This is a genomic window from Sphingomonas anseongensis (assembly GCF_023516495.1).
GTDB classification, from domain to species: Bacteria; Pseudomonadota; Alphaproteobacteria; order Sphingomonadales; family Sphingomonadaceae; genus Sphingomicrobium; species Sphingomicrobium anseongensis.
In genome coordinates, this window is record NZ_JAMGBC010000001.1 from 1,476,592 (window position 1) to 1,493,770 (window position 17,179).

The 17,179-nt window shown below is 64.8% G+C and carries 15 protein-coding genes; 10 read left to right on the forward strand and 5 right to left on the reverse strand.

What is annotated here, in order from left to right:
• Positions 1 to 6: 6 nt before the first annotated feature.
• The gene (gene pcaF, locus LZ519_RS07610) at positions 7 to 1,209 is read right to left on the reverse strand and encodes a 3-oxoadipyl-CoA thiolase (RefSeq protein WP_249868887.1); all 1,203 of its coding nucleotides are present in this window, start codon (positions 1,207 to 1,209) and stop codon (positions 7 to 9) included.
• On the reverse strand, positions 1,206 to 2,294 hold the full coding sequence (hppD, locus tag LZ519_RS07615) for a 4-hydroxyphenylpyruvate dioxygenase (protein WP_249868095.1): 1,089 nt from the start codon (positions 2,292 to 2,294) through the stop codon (positions 1,206 to 1,208). Before hppD ends, pcaF begins: the two co-directional genes overlap by 4 nt.
• Positions 2,295 to 2,486: 192 nt before the next feature.
• On the opposite strand from hppD, the gene LZ519_RS07620 reads away from it, so the two are divergent.
• Both LZ519_RS07620 and LZ519_RS07625 read left to right on the forward strand, forming a co-directional pair.
• Complete coding sequence (locus LZ519_RS07620; protein ID WP_249868096.1) at positions 2,487 to 2,732, forward strand: 4a-hydroxytetrahydrobiopterin dehydratase; 246 nt, start codon at positions 2,487 to 2,489, stop codon at positions 2,730 to 2,732.
• A 158-nt stretch (positions 2,733 to 2,890) separates the two neighbouring features.
• Entirely contained in the window at positions 2,891 to 4,690 is a 1,800-nt protein-coding gene (locus tag LZ519_RS07625) for an alpha/beta hydrolase family protein (protein ID WP_249868097.1), read from the forward strand.
• A gap of 154 nt (positions 4,691 to 4,844) precedes the next feature.
• Here LZ519_RS07625 and LZ519_RS07630 read toward each other — a convergent pair whose 3' ends face one another.
• A complete protein-coding gene (locus LZ519_RS07630) occupies positions 4,845 to 5,639 on the reverse strand; it encodes an acid phosphatase (protein ID WP_249868098.1) in 795 nt (264 codons plus the stop codon).
• 134 nt (positions 5,640 to 5,773) lie between these two features.
• Complete coding sequence (locus tag LZ519_RS07635) at positions 5,774 to 6,640, reverse strand: metal-dependent hydrolase (protein WP_249868099.1); 867 nt, start codon at positions 6,638 to 6,640, stop codon at positions 5,774 to 5,776.
• Between the two features lie 27 nt (positions 6,641 to 6,667).
• Here LZ519_RS07635 and LZ519_RS07640 point away from each other — a divergent pair, with 27 nt between their 5' ends.
• The 3 genes from LZ519_RS07640 (at position 6,668) to LZ519_RS07650 (ending at position 8,732) form a co-directional block, all read left to right on the forward strand.
• On the forward strand, positions 6,668 to 7,246 hold the full coding sequence (locus LZ519_RS07640) for a TetR family transcriptional regulator (RefSeq protein WP_249868100.1): 579 nt from the start codon (positions 6,668 to 6,670) through the stop codon (positions 7,244 to 7,246).
• Positions 7,247 to 7,424: 178 nt separating this feature from the next.
• Positions 7,425 to 8,192, forward strand: a complete 768-nt coding sequence (locus tag LZ519_RS07645) for a phenylalanine 4-monooxygenase (RefSeq protein ID WP_249868101.1) — start codon at positions 7,425 to 7,427, stop codon at positions 8,190 to 8,192.
• Between the two features lie 24 nt (positions 8,193 to 8,216).
• Entirely contained in the window at positions 8,217 to 8,732 is a 516-nt protein-coding gene (locus tag LZ519_RS07650) for a flavin reductase family protein (RefSeq protein WP_249868102.1), read from the forward strand.
• On the opposite strand, the gene LZ519_RS07655 is transcribed toward LZ519_RS07650, so the two are convergent.
• Positions 8,729 to 9,685 (reverse strand): DUF808 domain-containing protein, encoded by a 957-nt coding sequence (locus LZ519_RS07655; RefSeq protein WP_249868103.1) that lies wholly within the window; start codon positions 9,683 to 9,685, stop codon positions 8,729 to 8,731. The genes LZ519_RS07650 and LZ519_RS07655 overlap by 4 nt on opposite strands.
• Positions 9,686 to 9,743: 58 nt before the next feature.
• On the opposite strand from LZ519_RS07655, the gene serS reads away from it, so the two are divergent.
• The 5 genes from serS (at position 9,744) to LZ519_RS07680 (ending at position 17,168) form a co-directional block, all read left to right on the forward strand.
• Complete coding sequence (gene serS / locus LZ519_RS07660) at positions 9,744 to 11,003, forward strand: serine--tRNA ligase (RefSeq protein ID WP_249868104.1); 1,260 nt, start codon at positions 9,744 to 9,746, stop codon at positions 11,001 to 11,003.
• A 7-nt stretch (positions 11,004 to 11,010) separates the two neighbouring features.
• Entirely contained in the window at positions 11,011 to 11,718 is a 708-nt protein-coding gene (locus LZ519_RS07665) for an alpha/beta hydrolase family protein (RefSeq protein WP_249868105.1), read from the forward strand.
• A 287-nt stretch (positions 11,719 to 12,005) separates the two neighbouring features.
• Positions 12,006 to 12,482 carry an ImuA family protein gene (locus LZ519_RS07670; RefSeq protein ID WP_249868106.1) on the forward strand — a complete coding sequence of 159 codons (477 nt, stop codon included), beginning with the start codon at positions 12,006 to 12,008 and terminating at the stop codon, positions 12,480 to 12,482.
• Complete coding sequence (locus tag LZ519_RS07675; protein WP_249868107.1) at positions 12,406 to 13,884, forward strand: DUF6504 family protein; 1,479 nt, start codon at positions 12,406 to 12,408, stop codon at positions 13,882 to 13,884. The genes LZ519_RS07670 and LZ519_RS07675 overlap by 77 nt, the downstream gene beginning before the upstream one ends.
• Positions 13,885 to 13,934: 50 nt before the next feature.
• Positions 13,935 to 17,168: an error-prone DNA polymerase gene (locus LZ519_RS07680; RefSeq protein ID WP_249868888.1), complete on the forward strand. Its 3,234-nt coding sequence runs from the start codon at positions 13,935 to 13,937 to the stop codon at positions 17,166 to 17,168.
• Positions 17,169 to 17,179: the final 11 nt, after the last annotated feature.

Genomic DNA, 17,179 nt, shown 5'->3' on the forward strand with positions numbered 1-17,179 from the left:
GGCAATCTACACCCGTTCGAGCGCCAGCGCGATTCCCTGACCCACTCCGATGCACATGGTGGCAAGCGCCAGCTTTCCACCGCTGCGCTGAAGCTCCTCGGTTGCCGTCAGGGCGAGCCGGGCACCCGACATTCCGAGCGGGTGGCCGAGCGCGATCGCCCCGCCGTTGGGGTTCACCTGCGCCGCATCGTCGGGCAGGCCCAGCTGGCGGAGCACGGCGAGGCCCTGTGCAGCGAACGCCTCATTGAGCTCGATCACGTCGAAGTCGGTGATCTTGAGACCGAGCTGCTTCATCAGCTTTTCCGAAGCGGGTGCCGGGCCGATGCCCATGATGCGCGGCGGAACGCCGGCGACGGCAGCACCCAACACGCGGGCGCGCGGCGTCAGCCCGTTTCGCCTGGCCGATTCTTCACTGGCGACAATTATTGCGGCAGAGCCATCATTGACTCCCGAAGCATTTCCGGCGGTGACGGTGCCGTCGGGGCGGACGATCGGCCGGAGCTTGGCCAGCGCCTCCATACTGGTTGCGCGCGGATGCTCATCCTTGTCGACGACCAGCGGATCGCCCTTGCGCTGCGGGATCTCGACCGGGACAATTTCGGCGGCCAGCCGTCCGTTCGCCTGAGCCGCGGCCGCCTTTTCCTGGCTCCTGAGAGCGAAGGCATCCTGATCCTCGCGGCTGACCTGGAATTCCTGCGCCACGTTCTCGCCGGTGCTCGGCATCGTATCGTCGCCGTAGGCCGCCTTCATCTTCGGATTGACGAAGCGCCAGCCGATGGTCGTGTCGTACATCTCAGCGTTGCGGTCGAAGGCGGACGTCGCCTTGGCCATAACGAACGGCGCGCGGCTCATGCTTTCCGAGCCGCCGGCGATGATCATGTCGGATTCGCCGCCGCGGATCGCTCGGGCCGCCATCGCGACCGCGTCGAGACCGGAGCCGCACAGGCGGTTCAGTGTCACTCCGCCGGAGCTGTCTGGAAGCCCCGCAAGCAGCCCCGCCATCCGCGCTAGGTTGCGGTTGTCCTCGCCGGCCTGGTTGGCGCAGCCGAGGATGACGTCGTCGAGCTGGCTCCAATCGACGCCGGGGTTGCGGTCGATCAGTGCACGGATCGGGATCGCGGCAAGATCATCCGCACGGACGTGCGCGAGCGCACCCCCGTAGCGGCCGATGGGAGTGCGGACATAGTCGCAGATAAAGGCGTCGGTCAGAGGACGCCTCGCCGCACCTGGTCGAGCTCGATGCTCTCGAACAAAGCCTTGAAATTGCCTTCGCCGAAGCCCTCGTTGCCCTTGCGCTGGATGATCTCGAAGAAGATCGGGCCGATCACATTCTGGGTGAAGATCTGAAGCAGGAGCCCCTGCCCTTCGGTCGGAGCGCCGTCCATCAGGATGCGGCGCTTTTCGAGCTCGGCGATATCCTCGTCATGGCCGACGATCCGCTCCGGCAGCATCTCGTAATAAGTGTCGGGCGTGTCCTGGAAGGGAATGCCGCGCTCGCGGATGATGTCGACCGCCTTGTAGATGTCGTCACTGCCGAGCGCGATGTGCTGGATGCCCTCGCCCTTATACTCGCGGAGGAACTCCTCGATCTGGCTCTTGTCGTCCTGGCTCTCGTTGAGCGGGATCCGGATCTTGCCGCAGGGCGACGTCATCGCCTTGGAGAATAGCCCCGTCTGCTTCCCCTCGATGTCGAAGTAGCGGATCTCGCGGAAGTTGAAGAGCCGCTCGTAGAAGTCGGCCCAGACCGCCATCCGGCCGCGGTGCACATTGTGGGTGAGGTGATCGATGTAGGTCAGGTGCGAGGCGTGGTTCGCCTCGATCTCGGCGGCGTCGGGGAAGAAATCGAAATCGACGTCGTAGATCGACCCGTTGTGCCCATATTGGTCGACGAAGAAGAGCAATGACCCGCCGATCCCCTCGATCGCCGGAATGTCCATCTCGCCGTGGGCGACGTCGGTCTTGGCCGGGGTCGCTCCGAGCTTCACCGCCCGGTCGAACGCCGCCTTTGCATCCTTGACCCGGAACGCCATCGCGCAGGCGCTGGGGCCGTGGGCCCTGGCATAGTCCTCCGCGTAGCTGCCCGGCTCGCTATTGATGATGAAATGGATGTCCTGCTGCTTGTGCAGGGTGACGGCCTTGCGCTTGTGCCTGGCGACCGCGGGGAAGCCCATCTTCGTGAACAGGTCGCGCAGAAGCTGCGGGTCCGGCGCGGTATATTCGACGAACTCGAACCCGTCGGTGCCCATCGGGTTTTCGAGCCCGAGCGGCCCGACTTCCAGAGTGGCGGTGGCCATCGTCATTCTCCTTTGCCGCCCAACTGCGCTCTGGACGCGGCCATTTCAAGCGGTTGAAAGTTCACTAAGTTCACTCCCCAACGGGTGCGCGGGCGCGCGAGGAGCGATTGGAGTTTGGAGACGATCGAGGTGGCCGCTGGTCATCGCGGGCCGCTTAAGCGAAAACCGTAGCTGTAGGACAGGAGAAAGCGGATGAGCGCACCCGATGGATGGGAGGAAGAAGATGGCGGCAAGGCGCTGGTCCGGAGCTTCAAGTTCAAGGATTTCAGCGAGGCATTCGGGTTCCTGACGCGTGTCGCTCTTCACGCGGAGAAGGTGGACCACCACCCGGAGTTCACCAGCGTTTGGAATCGCGTCGATTTCCGGCTGACCAGCCATGATGCGGGCGGAGTCACGGAGCGCGACCGTAAGTTGGCCGAGGCGATCAACGCTCTGTGAACGTGTGCATTGGGTGGAAAACCGACATTAAGCGGCGTCCGAGCGCTCGGCGCCCGAAACTCGCTTTAAATTAGCGTTGCACCGGCGCTACAAATGTAGCATGTGCTACAAATGTAGCGCAAGGATGATTCGGATGCTGCTCGAACGGCTCATAGCCAATGCTCGAAAGGTGGGATGAGGTGGCTCACGGCCTGCTTCTCGAGATCAGCCGCCAGTTCGCCTGGCGTCCCGAGTTACGCCAATGCTTCACAGTGGTCCGAAGCCTTATTCGCAGTCTCGCAGCTGCAATTATAGTCCTTCTGCTGGCGCTCCCCTGGCCTGCAACAGCGGTGACCACCGCGCCAACTACTCCAACCTACTACTCAGGCGGCTACGGCACGCCTGGAAATTTTGTCTACACGCGCATCGTTTTTGATACGGGCAAAATCCGACAGCCGTTCGACCGAACGGACGAGCCAGCGATCCGCAATTTAACAGTTCGCAACGGCCAGCTGCGCTTCGATGCCGCTCGTCTTCACTTCGAGCTTAAGCAATTTGAGCTTGGTGCTCGGGGCTGGGTGGTCGATGAGAAGGGTAAGCGGCGCCCCGCCTTCTTCCGGACGCGGCCGAAGGACATTCCCTCGTTGGAGCTGCTTGAGCGCTACGAAGGCACTTACCGGATTGGCAAGCACCGGCTCTTGACGCTGTCACGCAGCAACTTTTCGGACACTTTCCATTATTTGGAGCTCCCGTCCGGTCGGACGGGCGCACTCTTCTATCTACCGAACAACGAGTTGACGGGCGGTCCCTGTATGTATTGCCCCGGACCGGAATATCTGCGCGTCAGCCTGGACCCGCATCAGAGCGGACAAGCCCGGCGCGTTCGAGTAAAGATCGACGGCGGCACATTCGATGCGCGTAGAATCGAGACGCATTCCCAAGAGGAAATCAGATTCACCAGCAAGGATGGCACGCAACTGGCCGGTTCGCTGCTATTGCCCTCCGGAAAAGGGCCGCACCCTGCGGTAGTTTTCGCCCACGGGTCAAACGCCCAAACTCGTAATGGTTTTTCCGGTAATATCCGCTTCATCGCAGAAGCCTATGCGAGGGCTGGAATTGCCGCGCTCATCTTCGACAAGCGCGGGACCGGCCGATCAAAGGGTGATTGGGAAACAGCGAATTTTGATCTTCTGGCGGACGATGTCGCCGCTGGCGTCGAGTTTCTCAGGACAAGAGCCGAAATCAGGGCCGATCGAATCGGCCTCACAGGCAGCAGCCAAGCGGGCTGGATCATGTCCTGGGCGGCGACACGCGTGCCCGACGTCCGGTTCATCCAGATGCGCTCATCTTCGCCTATGAGTGTTCGCGAGGCCAACCGCGATCAGCTCGTTCTGATGATGGAAGCCGAGCGCTATCCTCGATCCGAGATCCAACGTGCGCTCGACATCCGCGACATGATGGATGACTACGCCGTCACCGGTCAGAATTGGGAGCAGCTGGAGGCCGCGGCAAAGCAGGTCGAGAACGAATATTGGATGACCCAGTTCATCGGCGGATTGCCGGCGAAGGACTCGCCGGATCATGCCTGGCTCCGCAAGGCATTCTCTTATGACACGACGGCGGCCGTCCGGAACTTCAAGGGCGCCTGGCAAGTGACATATGGCGGCAGCGACGTCGTGGTAGCCGTTCCTGAGGCAAGAACATGGTTCGAGAAGGCCCTTCGTTACGGCCGCTCAAATGATGTCACCATTGAGCTCGTCCCGAACGCCGACCACAATTATTATGAAACCAAGACCGGCCTCGATTATCGCGAGGTGGCTGGGTACAGCCGTTACGTACCGGGCATTTTTGACAAGATCACCCGGTGGGCAAACGAGCGGATGCGCAACACATATACCCACCCGCTCTCGCCCATTTCTTCAGGCGCGACCTCGATGTCGAACTCCAATTTTCGACCGAGACGCCCGCGCGGAAACTGACCTCACCCAGGACGGTGATTCGTTCAGCGGGGGCCATCTCATCCGGCTCCAAATGTCTGCAATTGGTCGAAAGCGGACATTAACGAAACTGCGCTCCTGGCACTCAGACCCCGAAATTCCTGTTCGTTCGGTAGGCTTGCATCGAGCGGCGACATCACCTCTGCGCCAAGGCCCGCATCTCAGAAGCGCAATCTGCCGGCTTCTTGGAATTCTTCAGCGACCTGACGACCTCTTGCCGAGCTGCGGCGAAATCCGCACGAAACTGATCGACGGTTAGTAGTCGGCTCACAACCGCCTCGGCCATTGTACGACCGGCGTCGACGTCGCTCTGCCATTCGGCGTCACAAACAATTCGGCTTTCGCCGAATGCACGACCGCGCTCCAGGATCAGACTGCTCCTCGATGGATTGAGCCGCGCAAGCACCAGAGCATAAGCCCATCCGACTGCGCCCCTCGCGGATGGATAGGACCCGTCGTTGCGCACCAGTTGTTCGCTCGCAGAGCAAACTTGAGCATTGTTCGCGACCCATGGCCGCACGCGCCTGTAATGGAGTTTCGCCGGGTACGTCGCGGCACGTACATCGATCCTCATTTTTCCCAAAAGCTTGTACAATATTGGCGTCTGCTGCTGGTCGATGTCCACGCCGAAAGCGCACTGAAATGCCCGGTCCGTGCCGTCTTGGGTGCGATCTGCGTCATCCGCTGCGAGCGCGTATCGATCAGTGTCGTGGAGCATCAGGGCGGCTCGTCGCACCGCTTCGTCCCGCGCCATTGCCGCTGAGTTCTGAGCCGGCGGCGGCGGTATTGCCGTCAGGCTGTCGGGCATCGCTTTGTCGGACAGGTATCCAAAGGCCACAGCTGTTGGCGCTTGCGCTCGCGATGAAGGCGCCTGGCCTTTCGTGCATCCGGAAAAGCACACCGCAGCTGAAGCCACCAGCGTCAGCTCCATCAAGGCTGCGACTGGTGGTATTCGCGCCATGACCGAACAGTATTCTTTCCCGATCGACGGCGAAAATCGGTAGAAACCCGTGCGCGACTCTCTTGGCATGACTTCGGGTCGAAAGCCGGCATTACCCAATCACCTCAGGCCGCGCTGCGGACCTCGCGCTTGGTGGCGGGCGCAGCGGCCGCGCCGGCGTAGGCGGTCAGCAAGTGGCGGTCGTCGACCTTCCACGGGTGGAATCCGGGGAGGAAAAAGCTGACCCAGGCGCCGGCGATCTTGCGGAACATTCCCGGGCGAATCCACAAATACCAGAGCAATTTCGCCCAGGCAGTTAGGCCAGTCACTCCGTCCTGGCGCATCAGCTCCAGCGATCCGGCGGTGCGGTCGACCAGGAAGTTGCGGGTGACGTAGAGCATCACCTTCGCCTTCACCTTCCAGCGCTTGCTGCGCGGCCAGTGGCGGGTCGCGTGGAGCCAGGTGTCGTAGGCGACCCCCTTATGCTCGATCTCCTCCACCGCATGCCAGCGCCACAGGTCAGCGGCGTCGCGGTCGGCGCCGTTGAGGTGGCGCGGGTCGGCGAGCAGCTGGTGAGCGAGGATTGCGGTAAAATGCTCCAGCGCCATGGTCGCGGCGAGGCTGACGATCGGTGGCCTGTCGCGGGTGATGGCGAGGCGCTTTTCGACCTGCGCTTCGAGCTTGCTCAGGTCGTAGCCGGAAAGCTGGGCGCGCTTGTTGAACGCATCATGCTCGCGGCTGTGGATCGCTTCCTGGGTCGTGAAGCCCTTGATCTCCGTCGCGAGCTTCGGAGGAACGCCTTCGCGGAACTTGCGCACGCTCTCGACGAAGAAGGCCTCGCCTGCCGGGAAGGTGGTGGACAGCGCATTGTAGATTGCCGTCGCCTCCACGCGCTCGCCATGCCAAAGCCGCGGGGCCGACGCTTCGCGGCCGAAACGGCGGTCGCGCGGCGTGATCGTCAGGTCGCCAGGCGCGGCAAAGGTCGTGCTCATGAGCGTGAATTAGGATAACTGACACGAATGTCAATAAAGCGCACACGCCTTGGCTCGAAGGAAAGCCGGTCCGCCGCTCTCGATGCCGCTCGGCGGCTCCTGATCGCCGAGGGGCCGCAGGCGGTGACCCTGAAGCGCGTGTCGGCGGAGATCGGCCGGACCCACGCCAATCTGCTCCACCATTTCGGGTCGGCGGCGGGGCTTCAGTCGGAGCTCGCGGCGTCGATCGCGGAGCGGGTGACTGCGGGCATCTCCAAGGCGGTGGAGCGGGCACGCGCGGGCGAAACCGACCCCCGCGAGATCGTCGACCAGACCTTCGACGCGTTCAGCCGCGAAGGCGCGGGAGCGCTTGCCGCGTGGATGATCCTGACCGGCAACCGCGATGCGCTCGACCCCGTCCTGAACTCGCTCCGCGAGCTGGTTGCCGAGCTCGGCGTGGGCCGGGACGCAGCGGGCGTGGCGGCGACGACGCTGGCGCTCGTTCTCTCCGCTCTGGGCGACTCGCTCCTGGGCGATTCCGTTGCCGAAGCGCTCGGGCTCCCGAGGGACACGGCGCGGGAGGCCGCTACCCAACGTCTTCGCGAACGGATCGCCTCCGGCAATTGATCGTTAAGGCGGCAACTGTCATATGGACGACGCAATGACGCGCACGACGGCCCTCAACAGCTATTATTATCCCGACGAGGTTGGGACCGGCTGACGCGCGCCTAAGCTTCAGACGACCAACCTCGACCCGCTCGGCACTCCGCCCGGCGGGTTTTTTATTGCCCGAAAGGATGAGTGAATGTTTCAGGAAGCCATCACCAGGGACCGGCCGAAGCGCTGGGAGGAGTTCGTCGTCCCGCAGGGGTGGGACGAGTTCACGGACGAAGACCACAGCGTATGGGATCTCTTGTTCGCCCGCCAGGTCGAGCTTCTCGGAAGCCGTGTGGTCACACCGTTCCTCGACGGGATTGACCTGTTGCGGCTCGGCCATCCGGGGATCCCGGAGCTTGGCGAGCTCAACGCGATCCTGGAGCCGCGCACCGGCTGGCGGACCGTCGCTGTGCCGGGGCTGGTGCCCGACGAAATCTTCTTCGCGATGCTGGGCGAGCGGGTGTTCCCGGTCGGCAATTTCGTCCGCAAGCGCGAGCAGCTCGACTATCTGGAAGCGCCGGACTGCTTCCACGACCTGTTCGGGCACATTCCAATGCTCGCTCACCATGATTTCGCGGAGATGGTTGAGCGCGTCGGTCGCCTCGGCTCGGCGGCGATTGCCGCGGGCGAGGGGGAACGGGTGGCGCGCCTCTACTGGCACAGCGTGGAGTTCGGGCTGGCCAAGGAAAGCGGAGAGCTGAAGATCCTCGGCGCAGGGCTCGCCTCCAGCTTCGGCGAGGCGCATTTCAGCCTGGAGAGCGACAATGTCGAGCGGCTGCCCTTCTCGGTCGAGCGGGCAGTGCGCACTGCCTACAAGCATGACGCGTTCCAGCCGCGCTATCTGGTCTCAAGCTCGCTGGAGTCGACGATCGCCGACATGCTGAGCCTGAGCCCGGAGCGGCTGCTCGCATATTAGCGCCGCTCCGCTATACGGCCGGAGATGCCCGCCGACGCGCCACATCGCGAATATCGAAGCGGATCCGACTTGCGGACGCTTCGCGACGCGCTGGGATCGTTCGCGACCGGAGTGACGGTCGTCACCTGCGTCGATGCCGACGGGCAGCCGTTCGGGCTGACGGTCAACAGCTTCACTTCGGTATCGCTCGACCCGCCGCTGCTGCTGGTCTGCATCGCCAGGAACGCGCGCTGCGCGCCGGCGCTGATCAGCGCCAGCCATTTCGCGGTGAATGTGCTGCAGACGGGGCAACAGCCGGCGTCGATCCGCTTTTCGACCCGCGACGAGGATCGGTTCGGAACCACGCCCTGGTCGACCGGCGAGACGGGGGCGCCGTTGCTGATGGACTCGCTTGGGGTGTTCGAGTGCGAGCGCCACGCGGTGCACGAGGGCGGCGATCACGACATCCTGGTCGGCAGGGTGCTTCGGGCGAGCTTCGACCCGACAATCGATCCGCTGCTGTACTTCCGCGGAAGCTACCGCAGGTTGCACTTCGATTAGTCGGTGATCAGCTTTTCCGGGTGGCGAACGAGCATCCGGACGACCGCGACGATTGCGCCGCCGATCGCAAGGCCGACGATTGCGCCCCCCAGCGCTCCGATGAACCATTCGACCGCGCTTTCTAGCGGTCCTGCCCCTCCGGCGATCACCTCGGCAATGTGGTGGATCGTCTCGGGCAGCGGGGTCAGGATGTGCAACTCCTCCAGCCCGTGAAGGAGGATTCCGCCGCCAACCCAAAGCATCGCCGCGGTGCCGATTGCCGACAGTGCGGTCAGCAGCGTCGGGACCACATGGACAAGGGCTCTTCCGATCGCCTGCGTGCTTCGATTGCGCCGGGCCGCCATGTGAATCCCGATGTCGTCGAGCTTCACGATGAGACCGACGACTCCGTACACGCCGGCCGTGATCGCCAGCGCCACTATGACGAGTGCGACCGCGGTGGTCGCAAGCGTCAGGTTTTCGAGCCTGGCGAGGGCAATGGCCATGATCTCTGCGGACAGGATCAGGTCCGTCCGGATGGCACCCTTCACCTGCAGCTTCTCAAGCTCCTCGGGGTCTCCGGCCGTGTGGAGCAGGGCGTCCTCGTGCTGGTGGTCGTGGAGCAACTTCTCGAGGATTTTCTCGGTCGCTTCGAAGGCGAGATAGGCGCCGCCGATCATGAGCAATGGCGTGATCAGGAATGGCGCGAAGGCCGTCAGCAGGAGCGCGGCAGGAAGCAGGAACAGCAGCTTGTTCTTGACCGAGCCCCAAGCGATCTTGCCGATGATGGGAAGCTCCCGCTCCGGAGCGAGGCCGACGACGTAGCGCGGAGTGACGGCGGTGTCGTCGATCACCACGCCGGCGGCCTTGGCGCCCGCCTTCCCGGCAGCGCCAGCGACGTCGTCGAGGGTGGTGGCGGCGAGCTTGGCGAGCGTCGCCACATCGTCGAGCAGTGCAACAAGACCGGAAGGCATCGGCGGCGCTTAGGCGAACTCCTTGCGGTTCGGAAGCAATTCGCGCACTTGCCTGCAAATGCTGGGCATCGACTTCATCAAGGGCAACCGCGAGGCGGTCGAGCGTGCAATCGAGGTGAAGTGCGTGAAGCTCGACCTCGGCGAGGTGTTGAACCTGGACGGCGAGGTCCGCGCGCTCAAGACCGAGATCGAAAAGCTTCGAGCCGAGCGCAACGCGATCAGCGGCCGGTTCAAGGATGCAGCGCCCGAAGAGAAGGCCGAGCTCGGCCGGAAGGCGAAGGAAGCCGGCGCCCGGGCGTCGGAGCTGGAAGCCGATCTTGGCGCGAAGCAGGAGGCGTTGAACGCGCTCCTGCTGCTTGCTCCAAACATCCCCTACGAGGGCGCACCCATCGGGCCGGACGAAAGCGCGAATGTCGTCGTCCGCACCGAGGGCAAGCCGCCGAAGTTCGGGTTCGAACCGCTCGACCATGTCGAGTTGATCGAGAAGAACGACTGGGCCGACCTGTCGCGCATCACCCAGGTGTCCGGATCGCGCACCTATTGCCTGAAGGGACGGCTGGCGCTTCTCGAAACCAAGCTGATGGGCTGGGCTCTGGAGAAGATCGCCGGCGCCGGCTTCACTCCGATCACGGTGCCGGCCATCGCCCGGCCCGAAGCCTTCTTCAACCAGGGCCAGTTTCCCGGACACATGGAAGAGACCTACCATCTTCCCGAGGACGATTTGTGGCTGGCGGGAACGGCGGAAGTGGCGCTTACCTCGCTCCATTCGGGCGAGATCATCGAGGCCGATAAGCTGCCGGTGCTCTACGCCGGATATTCGCCGTGCTTCCGGCGTGAAGCGGGAAGCGCGGGCAAGGACGTCCGCGGGCTGCTCCGAGTCCACCAGTTCGTGAAGGTCGAGCAGTACGTGATCTGCGAGGCCGACGCCGCGACTTCGGCCGAGTGGCATTCGAAGCTGCTCGCGCTTGCCGAAAGCCTGCTCCAGGCGCTGGAGATTCCCTATCAGGTGATCGAGACGTCGACCGGCGACATGGGGCTGGGCAAGTACAGGATGAACGACATCGAGAGCTGGGTGCCGAGCCTCGGCAAGTATCGCGAGACCCACAGCTGCTCGACGCTTCATGACTGGCAGGCGCGGCGCGCGAACATCCGCTACCGCGGCGCCGACGGGAAGGTGCGGTTCGCGCACACGCTCAACAATACGGCGCTTGCGAGCCCGCGCATCCTCGTTCCGCTTCTCGAGAACCACCAGACCGAAGATGGACGCGTGAAGCTTCCGAAGGCGCTCCAGGAGCTGATGGGAGACGAATTCCTGTGATCACCGAATGAGCGAGGACGGCGCTCCCGGCGCCGCTCAGCGGCTCAAGGAAGTCGGCGCGCTGGCCAGCCGCTTCTGGCGCGGATTTGGCCACAGGGGCCCTCGTGGTCCTCATGACGGCATTCCTGCGATGGTGATTCCCGGCTTCGCTGCCAATGACCGGACGACGACGGAGTTGCGGCGCGCCCTCGCCGAAGCGGGATTTCGCGTTCATCCTTGGCGGCAGGGGATGAATTGGGGTGCGCGCGCCGATACGCTCGACCGGCTGAGGCGCGCTGTCGACATGTGTGGGCACGACGAACCGATCGTGCTCGTCGGCTGGAGCCTGGGTGGGCTTTATGCGCGCGAGATCGCACGGGTCGAGCCGCACCGGGTGCGAGCGGTGGTGACTCTGGGAACGCCGGTCTGGGGCGACCGCAGGCGCTATACGAATGTCTGGAAGCTGTACGAATTGGTTGCCGGCCATCCGGTCGACGATCCGCCGATCCCCGACCACCCGGCGAAGCCGCCGGTGCCGACGCTTGCGATCTGGTCCGCGCGGGACGGCATCGTAGGCGTTGCGTCGGCGCGCGGGACGGATGACACGCGCGACAAGGCGGTGGAAGTCAGCTCGACCCACATGGGCTTTGCCGTTTCGAAGAAGGGCACGCGTGCAGCGGCGCGTGAAATCGTTCGATTCCTTGAAGAAATAGAGGGCGCCGAGTCGCGCCATTGACTCTCTCTCCCGACTCACGGGATAAAGAACAAACGAAGAACAGAAACGTTGTGAGTCGTGTGGCGAAAGGCTTTTCTCTCGTCGCCGGCGGAGCTGTCTTCGAGCGCTCCGGACCGGCCCGTTCACCGTCCACTCCCCCGGGGCTGGGCGAGCGCTGGAGCACGCGCGCGCCGTCCAGCCCAACCCTCTCCGAGCTGTTCGCGGAGTCTCCGCGCGATAGCGGCTGGACAGGCTTCCTTCTTCCGCAAGTCGATAGGTCGAGGCCCGTCCTGTGGGTGCAGGAGCGGATGGCGATTCTCGAAAGCGGGCGGACCTATCCGCCGGGGCTCGGCATCGACCTCGTCCACGTCGAGGCGCGCGACGCACGGGCCGCGCTGTGGGCGATGGAGGAAGGGGTAAGATGCTCGGCCCTCTCGGCAGTCATCGGCGAATTGTACGGCGATCCCGCTGCGCTCGACTTCACCGCGACGCGGCGGTTGGCGGTCGCTTCGGAGCGGAGCCGGGTGCCGTGCTGGCTGGTGCGGCTGGGCGGCCATTCGAACCTCAGCGGCGCCCGGATGCGCTGGCGGATCGCCAGCGCTCCGTCACTGGTGAACGCGTTGGATTCGCGAGCGCCGGGAGCACCGGCCTGGGATGCCGAGCTGTTCCGCGCCCGCGGACATCCGCCGGGCCGATGGACGGTCGCTCATGAAGCGGATCGCTTCCATCTGGTTGCGGAGCCTGGCGATCGAGCGCTGGGCGAAATCGAACGACTTATCGCCTGACACGCCCGCCGTCCTCACCGTCGAGGGGACGCACGGGCTGATCATCCATGCGGTGACGAAGGCCGCCGCCGAGCGTGGCGCGCGCGCCGGCGCTCGCCTCACCGATGCTCGTGCGCTCGATCCGGCGCTGGTCGCGGTTCCGGCCGACCCCGACGGTGATCAGGCGCTGCTGGAGCGGCTGGCGAAATGGGCGCAGCGCTGGTCGCCTTTGATCGAAGTGGACGGGACCGACGCGCTGCGGCTCGACGTGACCGGCGTCGCGCATCTGTTCGGCGGCGAAGAGGGGCTGGCCGAGGATATCCGCCGCCGCTTCGCAGCGACCGGACTGACCGCACGCGTGGCGATCGCTCCGACCGCTGCCGCCGCCTGGGCATTCAGTCGCTTCGGGGGCGACGAGCTGCCGCCGTTGCATGTCTCCGCGCTTCGGCTGGAACCGGAGACGGTCCGGACTCTCGAGCGGCTTGGGCTGAAGACGATCGGAGCGCTCGCGGCGCTGCCACGCCTCGCTCTGGCTCGGCGATTCCGGGGAGCCGAGGACGTCGTCGATGCGCTCGATCGGGCGCTCGGGCGGAAGCCGGAGCCGCTGACGGCGCTCGCGGAGAATCCGCCGCCGCGGGCGACGCTCCGGCTGCAGGAGCCGGTCACCCATCCCGAAGCGGCTCCGCAGGCGCTTTCGAAGCTGATCCCCAGGCTCGTCCGCACACTGGAGGAGCGGCACCTCGGCGCGCGCAAATTGTCGCTCCACGGTTTCCGGGTCGATGGAAGTGTCGCCGCCGCCTCGGTCGCCACAACCATCGCCAGCCGCGAGCCGAAGCATCTGCAGCGGCTGCTTGCCGACAAGGCGGCAGCGCTCGATCCCGGCTTCGGCTTCGACGCCTTCGCTCTCGTCGCCGATTGGACCGAGAGCCTTGGCACCGCCCAGGAAAGCTTGGTCGAGGAGCCCGGCGGAGAGCGCGACCTGGCGCGGCTGGTCGACCGGCTGACGGTGAAGCTGGGACCCGGAAGGGTTCGGCGCCCGCAGCCGTTCGAAAGCCATTTGCCTGAGCGCGCGAGCGGGTGGCGGCCGGCTCTTGAGAAGACCGAACCGATCCAGCTGCCTTCGGCGCCGCCCCGCCCGCAACGCCTGCTCGACCGGCCGGAAGCGATCGCGGTCGTCTATGCGACTCCCGAAGGCGTTCCGCGCCGCTTCGTCTGGCGTCGCGCGGTACACGACATCGCCCGCGTCGAAGGGCCGGAGCGGATCGCGCCCGAATGGTGGCGCGAGCGATCGACCGCCCGGCTTCGCGATTATTACCGCGTCGAAGACCAGGCCGGCCGCCGCTACTGGATCTATCGCGAAGGCCTGATCGGCGACGGGCGCGGCGGCGCTCCCGAATGGTATTTGCACGGGCTGTTCGGCTGATGCCCGAACGCGAAGGATTTGCCCGCCTCAAGCTCGTTCGGACCGGCGACATGCCGCCCGCGCCGGTAGAACGCGCGCCTTATGTCGAGCTTGGGATCACCAGCCCCTTCTCCTTCCTTCGCGGGGCTTCGGATTCGATCGAGCTGGTGCTTCGCGCGCTCGAGCTTGGAATGGATTCGATCGGGATTGCAGATCGCAACACGCTGGCCGGGGTCGTCCGGATGCACAGCGCCTGCAAGGGCGCGGGACTGAAACCGCTGATCGGATGCAGGCTCGACCTTACGGACGCGCCGTCACTGCTCGCCTACCCAATCGATCGTGAGGGCTATGGGCGGCTGTCGCGGCTGCTGAGCCTCGGCAAGATGCGCGCCGAGAAAGGCGAGTGCGACCTGTCTTTGTGCGACGTCGCCGCGCATGCTGACGGCATCGCTTTCATCGCCTGGCCTTCGGATGACGTCGACGCCTTCGAAGGCGAGCTGCCACGCCTTCGTGACGCCATTCCATCGCTCCCCCGCGTCGCGGCGTCATATCTCTACCGCGGCGGCGACGTGGCACGGATCGAGCGGATCGACCGCATCGCGCGGGCACATGGCTGCACGATCCTGGCGACCAACGACGTCCATTATCACGCGCCCGACAAGCGACCGCTTCAGGACGTGATGACCTGCATCCGCGAGAAGAGGACGATCGAGAAAGCCGGCTTCCTTCTGAACCCAAACGCCGAGCGGCATTTGAAGTCGCCGGAGGAGATGGCGCGACTGTTCGCCCGCTGGCCGCATGCGATCGCGGCGACGCGCGAGTTCGCCGACGCGCTGAACTTCAGCCTCGACGAGCTTCGCTACGAATATCCCCGCGAGAGCGTGCCCGAAGGCAAGTCGCCGCAGGCTTATCTGGAGCAGCTGGCCTGGGACGGTGCTCGGGATCGCTGGCCGGAGGGGGTCCCCGACAAGGTGGTGAAGCAGCTCAACTATGAGCTTCCGCTGATCGATCGGCTCGACTTTGCGCGATATTTCCTGACCGTCCATGACATCGTCGCCTTCGCCCGGAGCCTGGACCCGCCGATCCTGTGCCAGGGCCGCGGATCGGCGGCGAACAGCGCGGTCTGCTATTGCCTCGGAATCACCGCGGTCGACCCGTCGACCAGCGATCTTCTGTTCGAGCGCTTCATTTCGGAGGAGCGGCGCGAACCGCCCGACATCGACGTCGATTTCGAGCATGAGCGGCGCGAGGAGGTGATCCAGCACATCTACGCCAAATACGGCCGCGACCGCGCCGGGATCGCAGCGACGGTGATCCACTACCGTCCGCGCTCGGCGATCCGCGAGGTCGGCAAGGTGATGGGCCTAAGCGAGGACGTGTGCGGAGCCCTCGCCTCGACCATCTGGGGCCATATGGAAGGCGAGATGCAGGAGGCGCGCGCGGCTGACGCCGGGCTCGACCTTTCCGACCCGCACCTCAAGCGGACGGTCAGGCTCGCCCAGCAGATGATCGGGATGCCGCGCCATTTGTCGCAGCACGTCGGCGGCTTCATCCTGACCGAGCGGCCGCTGACCGAGACGGTGCCGGTCGGCAACGGGGCGATGGACGACCGGACGTTCATCGAATGGGACAAGGACGACATCGACGAGCTCGGCATCCTCAAGATCGACGTGCTGGCGCTGGGGATGTTGACCTGCATCCGCAAATGCTTCGACCTGGTGCGGCAGCATCATGGCGAGGACTGGGAGTTGGCGACCGTCCCGCCCGAAGAGCCGGCGGTCTACGACATGCTGTGCCGCGGGGATTCGCTCGGCGTGTTCCAGGTCGAAAGCCGGGCGCAGATGAACATGTTGCCGAGGCTCAAGCCCCGCTGCTTCTACGACCTCGTCATCGAGGTCGCGATTGTAAGGCCGGGCCCAATCCAGGGCGACATGGTGCATCCGTACCTGAAGCGCCGCAACGGCAGGGACCCGATCACCTTCCCCTGCCCAGCTCCCGAGCACGGGCCGCCGGACGAGCTGGAGAAGATTCTCGGACGGACGCTCGGAGTCCCGATCTTCCAGGAGCAGGCGATGAAGATCGCCATCGACGCGGCGAACTTCAGCGCGGAGGAAGCCAACCAGCTGCGCAAGGCGATGGCCACCTTCCGTTCGAAGGGGAAGATCGAGACGCTGGAGGAGAAGATGGTCGGGCGGATGGTGAAGCGCGGCTACGACCCCGATTTCGCGCAGCGCTGCTTCGACCAGATCAAGGGCTTTGGCGAGTACGGCTTCCCCGAAAGCCACGCGGCGAGCTTCGCTCACCTGGTCTACGTATCGAGCTGGCTGAGGTGGAAATATCCGGCGGCGTTCGCGGCGGCGCTTCTGAATTCGCAGCCGATGGGATTCTACGCGCCGGCGCAAATCGTCCGCGATGGGAAGGAGCATGGGGTCGAAGTGCTCGAAGTGGACGTGAATCACTCAGATTGGGACTGCACGCTCGAGGACGGAGCGTTGCGTCTCGGCCTCCGCCAGGTTGACGGGCTCCACCGAGAGGCGGCGGACCGGGTGGTTTCGGGGCGGCCCTACGCCTCCGTCGAGGAGCTTAGATCGCGAGCGCGGGTGCCGGTGCACGCGATCCAGCGGCTCGCCGCCGCCGACGCCTTCCGCTCTATGGGGCTCGACCGCCGAGCGGCACTTTGGGATTCGCGCGCACTGAGGCAGGCGCCCGACCTGCCGCTCTTCGCTTATTCCGAAGCGAAGGAGGAGGGCTGCGAGGCCTCTCCGGCGAAGCTTCCGGCGATGCCGCTCGCCGAGCATGTGATCAGCGATTACCAGACCGTCCGCCTCAGCCTCAAAGCGCATCCGATGCACTTCCTGCGGTCATATTATGCGGCTCAAAATTTTGTCACCGCCGAACAGTTGAAGCGGATCAAGGACGGCAAGCGGCTGTCGATGGCCGGCGTGGTCCTGATCCGCCAGCGGCCGGGGACGTCAAAGGGCGTCGTCTTCATCACCATCGAAGACGAAACGGGAGTCGCCAACCTCGTCGTCTGGCCGAAGGTGTTCGAGAAGCAGCGCAAGATCGTGATGGGCGCCCGGCTGATGGCGGTCCACGGAATGATCCAGCGCGACCCCGACAGCGAGGTCATTCACGTAGTCGCCGCGCGACTCGAGGATCATACCGGGCTGCTCAGCCGCCTCAGCGACGATTCGCTTCTGCCCTCGACGCTCGAAAAAGCGGATCATGCCGGAAGCTGGGGCCGGCCGCAGAGCCGCCACCCGCGCAACGTCGAGATCATCCCGAAAAGCCGGGATTTCCACTGATCCGCCGCTTT

What these genes read in the sequence shown, in the direction of transcription:
- LZ519_RS07675 (WP_249868107.1), top strand. Translation starts at nt 12,406, where the DNA reads ATGAAGCGGATCGCTTCCATCTGGTTGCGGAGCCTGGCGATCGAGCGC.
- LZ519_RS07650 (WP_249868102.1), top strand. Translation starts at nt 8,217, where the DNA reads ATGCCCGCCGACGCGCCACATCGCGAATATCGAAGCGGATCCGACTTG.
- LZ519_RS07620 (WP_249868096.1), top strand. Translation starts at nt 2,487, where the DNA reads ATGAGCGCACCCGATGGATGGGAGGAAGAAGATGGCGGCAAGGCGCTG.
- LZ519_RS07630 (WP_249868098.1), bottom strand. Translation starts at nt 5,639, where the DNA reads ATGGAGCTGACGCTGGTGGCTTCAGCTGCGGTGTGCTTTTCCGGATGC.
- LZ519_RS07640 (WP_249868100.1), top strand. Translation starts at nt 6,668, where the DNA reads ATGTCAATAAAGCGCACACGCCTTGGCTCGAAGGAAAGCCGGTCCGCC.
- LZ519_RS07635 (WP_249868099.1), bottom strand. Translation starts at nt 6,640, where the DNA reads ATGAGCACGACCTTTGCCGCGCCTGGCGACCTGACGATCACGCCGCGC.
- LZ519_RS07655 (WP_249868103.1), bottom strand. Translation starts at nt 9,685, where the DNA reads ATGCCTTCCGGTCTTGTTGCACTGCTCGACGATGTGGCGACGCTCGCC.
- LZ519_RS07670 (WP_249868106.1), top strand. Translation starts at nt 12,006, where the DNA reads ATGGCGATTCTCGAAAGCGGGCGGACCTATCCGCCGGGGCTCGGCATC.
- LZ519_RS07625 (WP_249868097.1), top strand. Translation starts at nt 2,891, where the DNA reads ATGCTCGAAAGGTGGGATGAGGTGGCTCACGGCCTGCTTCTCGAGATC.
- LZ519_RS07645 (WP_249868101.1), top strand. Translation starts at nt 7,425, where the DNA reads ATGTTTCAGGAAGCCATCACCAGGGACCGGCCGAAGCGCTGGGAGGAG.
- serS (WP_249868104.1), top strand. Translation starts at nt 9,744, where the DNA reads ATGCTGGGCATCGACTTCATCAAGGGCAACCGCGAGGCGGTCGAGCGT.
- LZ519_RS07680 (WP_249868888.1), top strand. Translation starts at nt 13,935, where the DNA reads ATGCCGCCCGCGCCGGTAGAACGCGCGCCTTATGTCGAGCTTGGGATC.
- LZ519_RS07665 (WP_249868105.1), top strand. Translation starts at nt 11,011, where the DNA reads ATGAGCGAGGACGGCGCTCCCGGCGCCGCTCAGCGGCTCAAGGAAGTC.
- hppD (WP_249868095.1), bottom strand. Translation starts at nt 2,294, where the DNA reads ATGGCCACCGCCACTCTGGAAGTCGGGCCGCTCGGGCTCGAAAACCCG.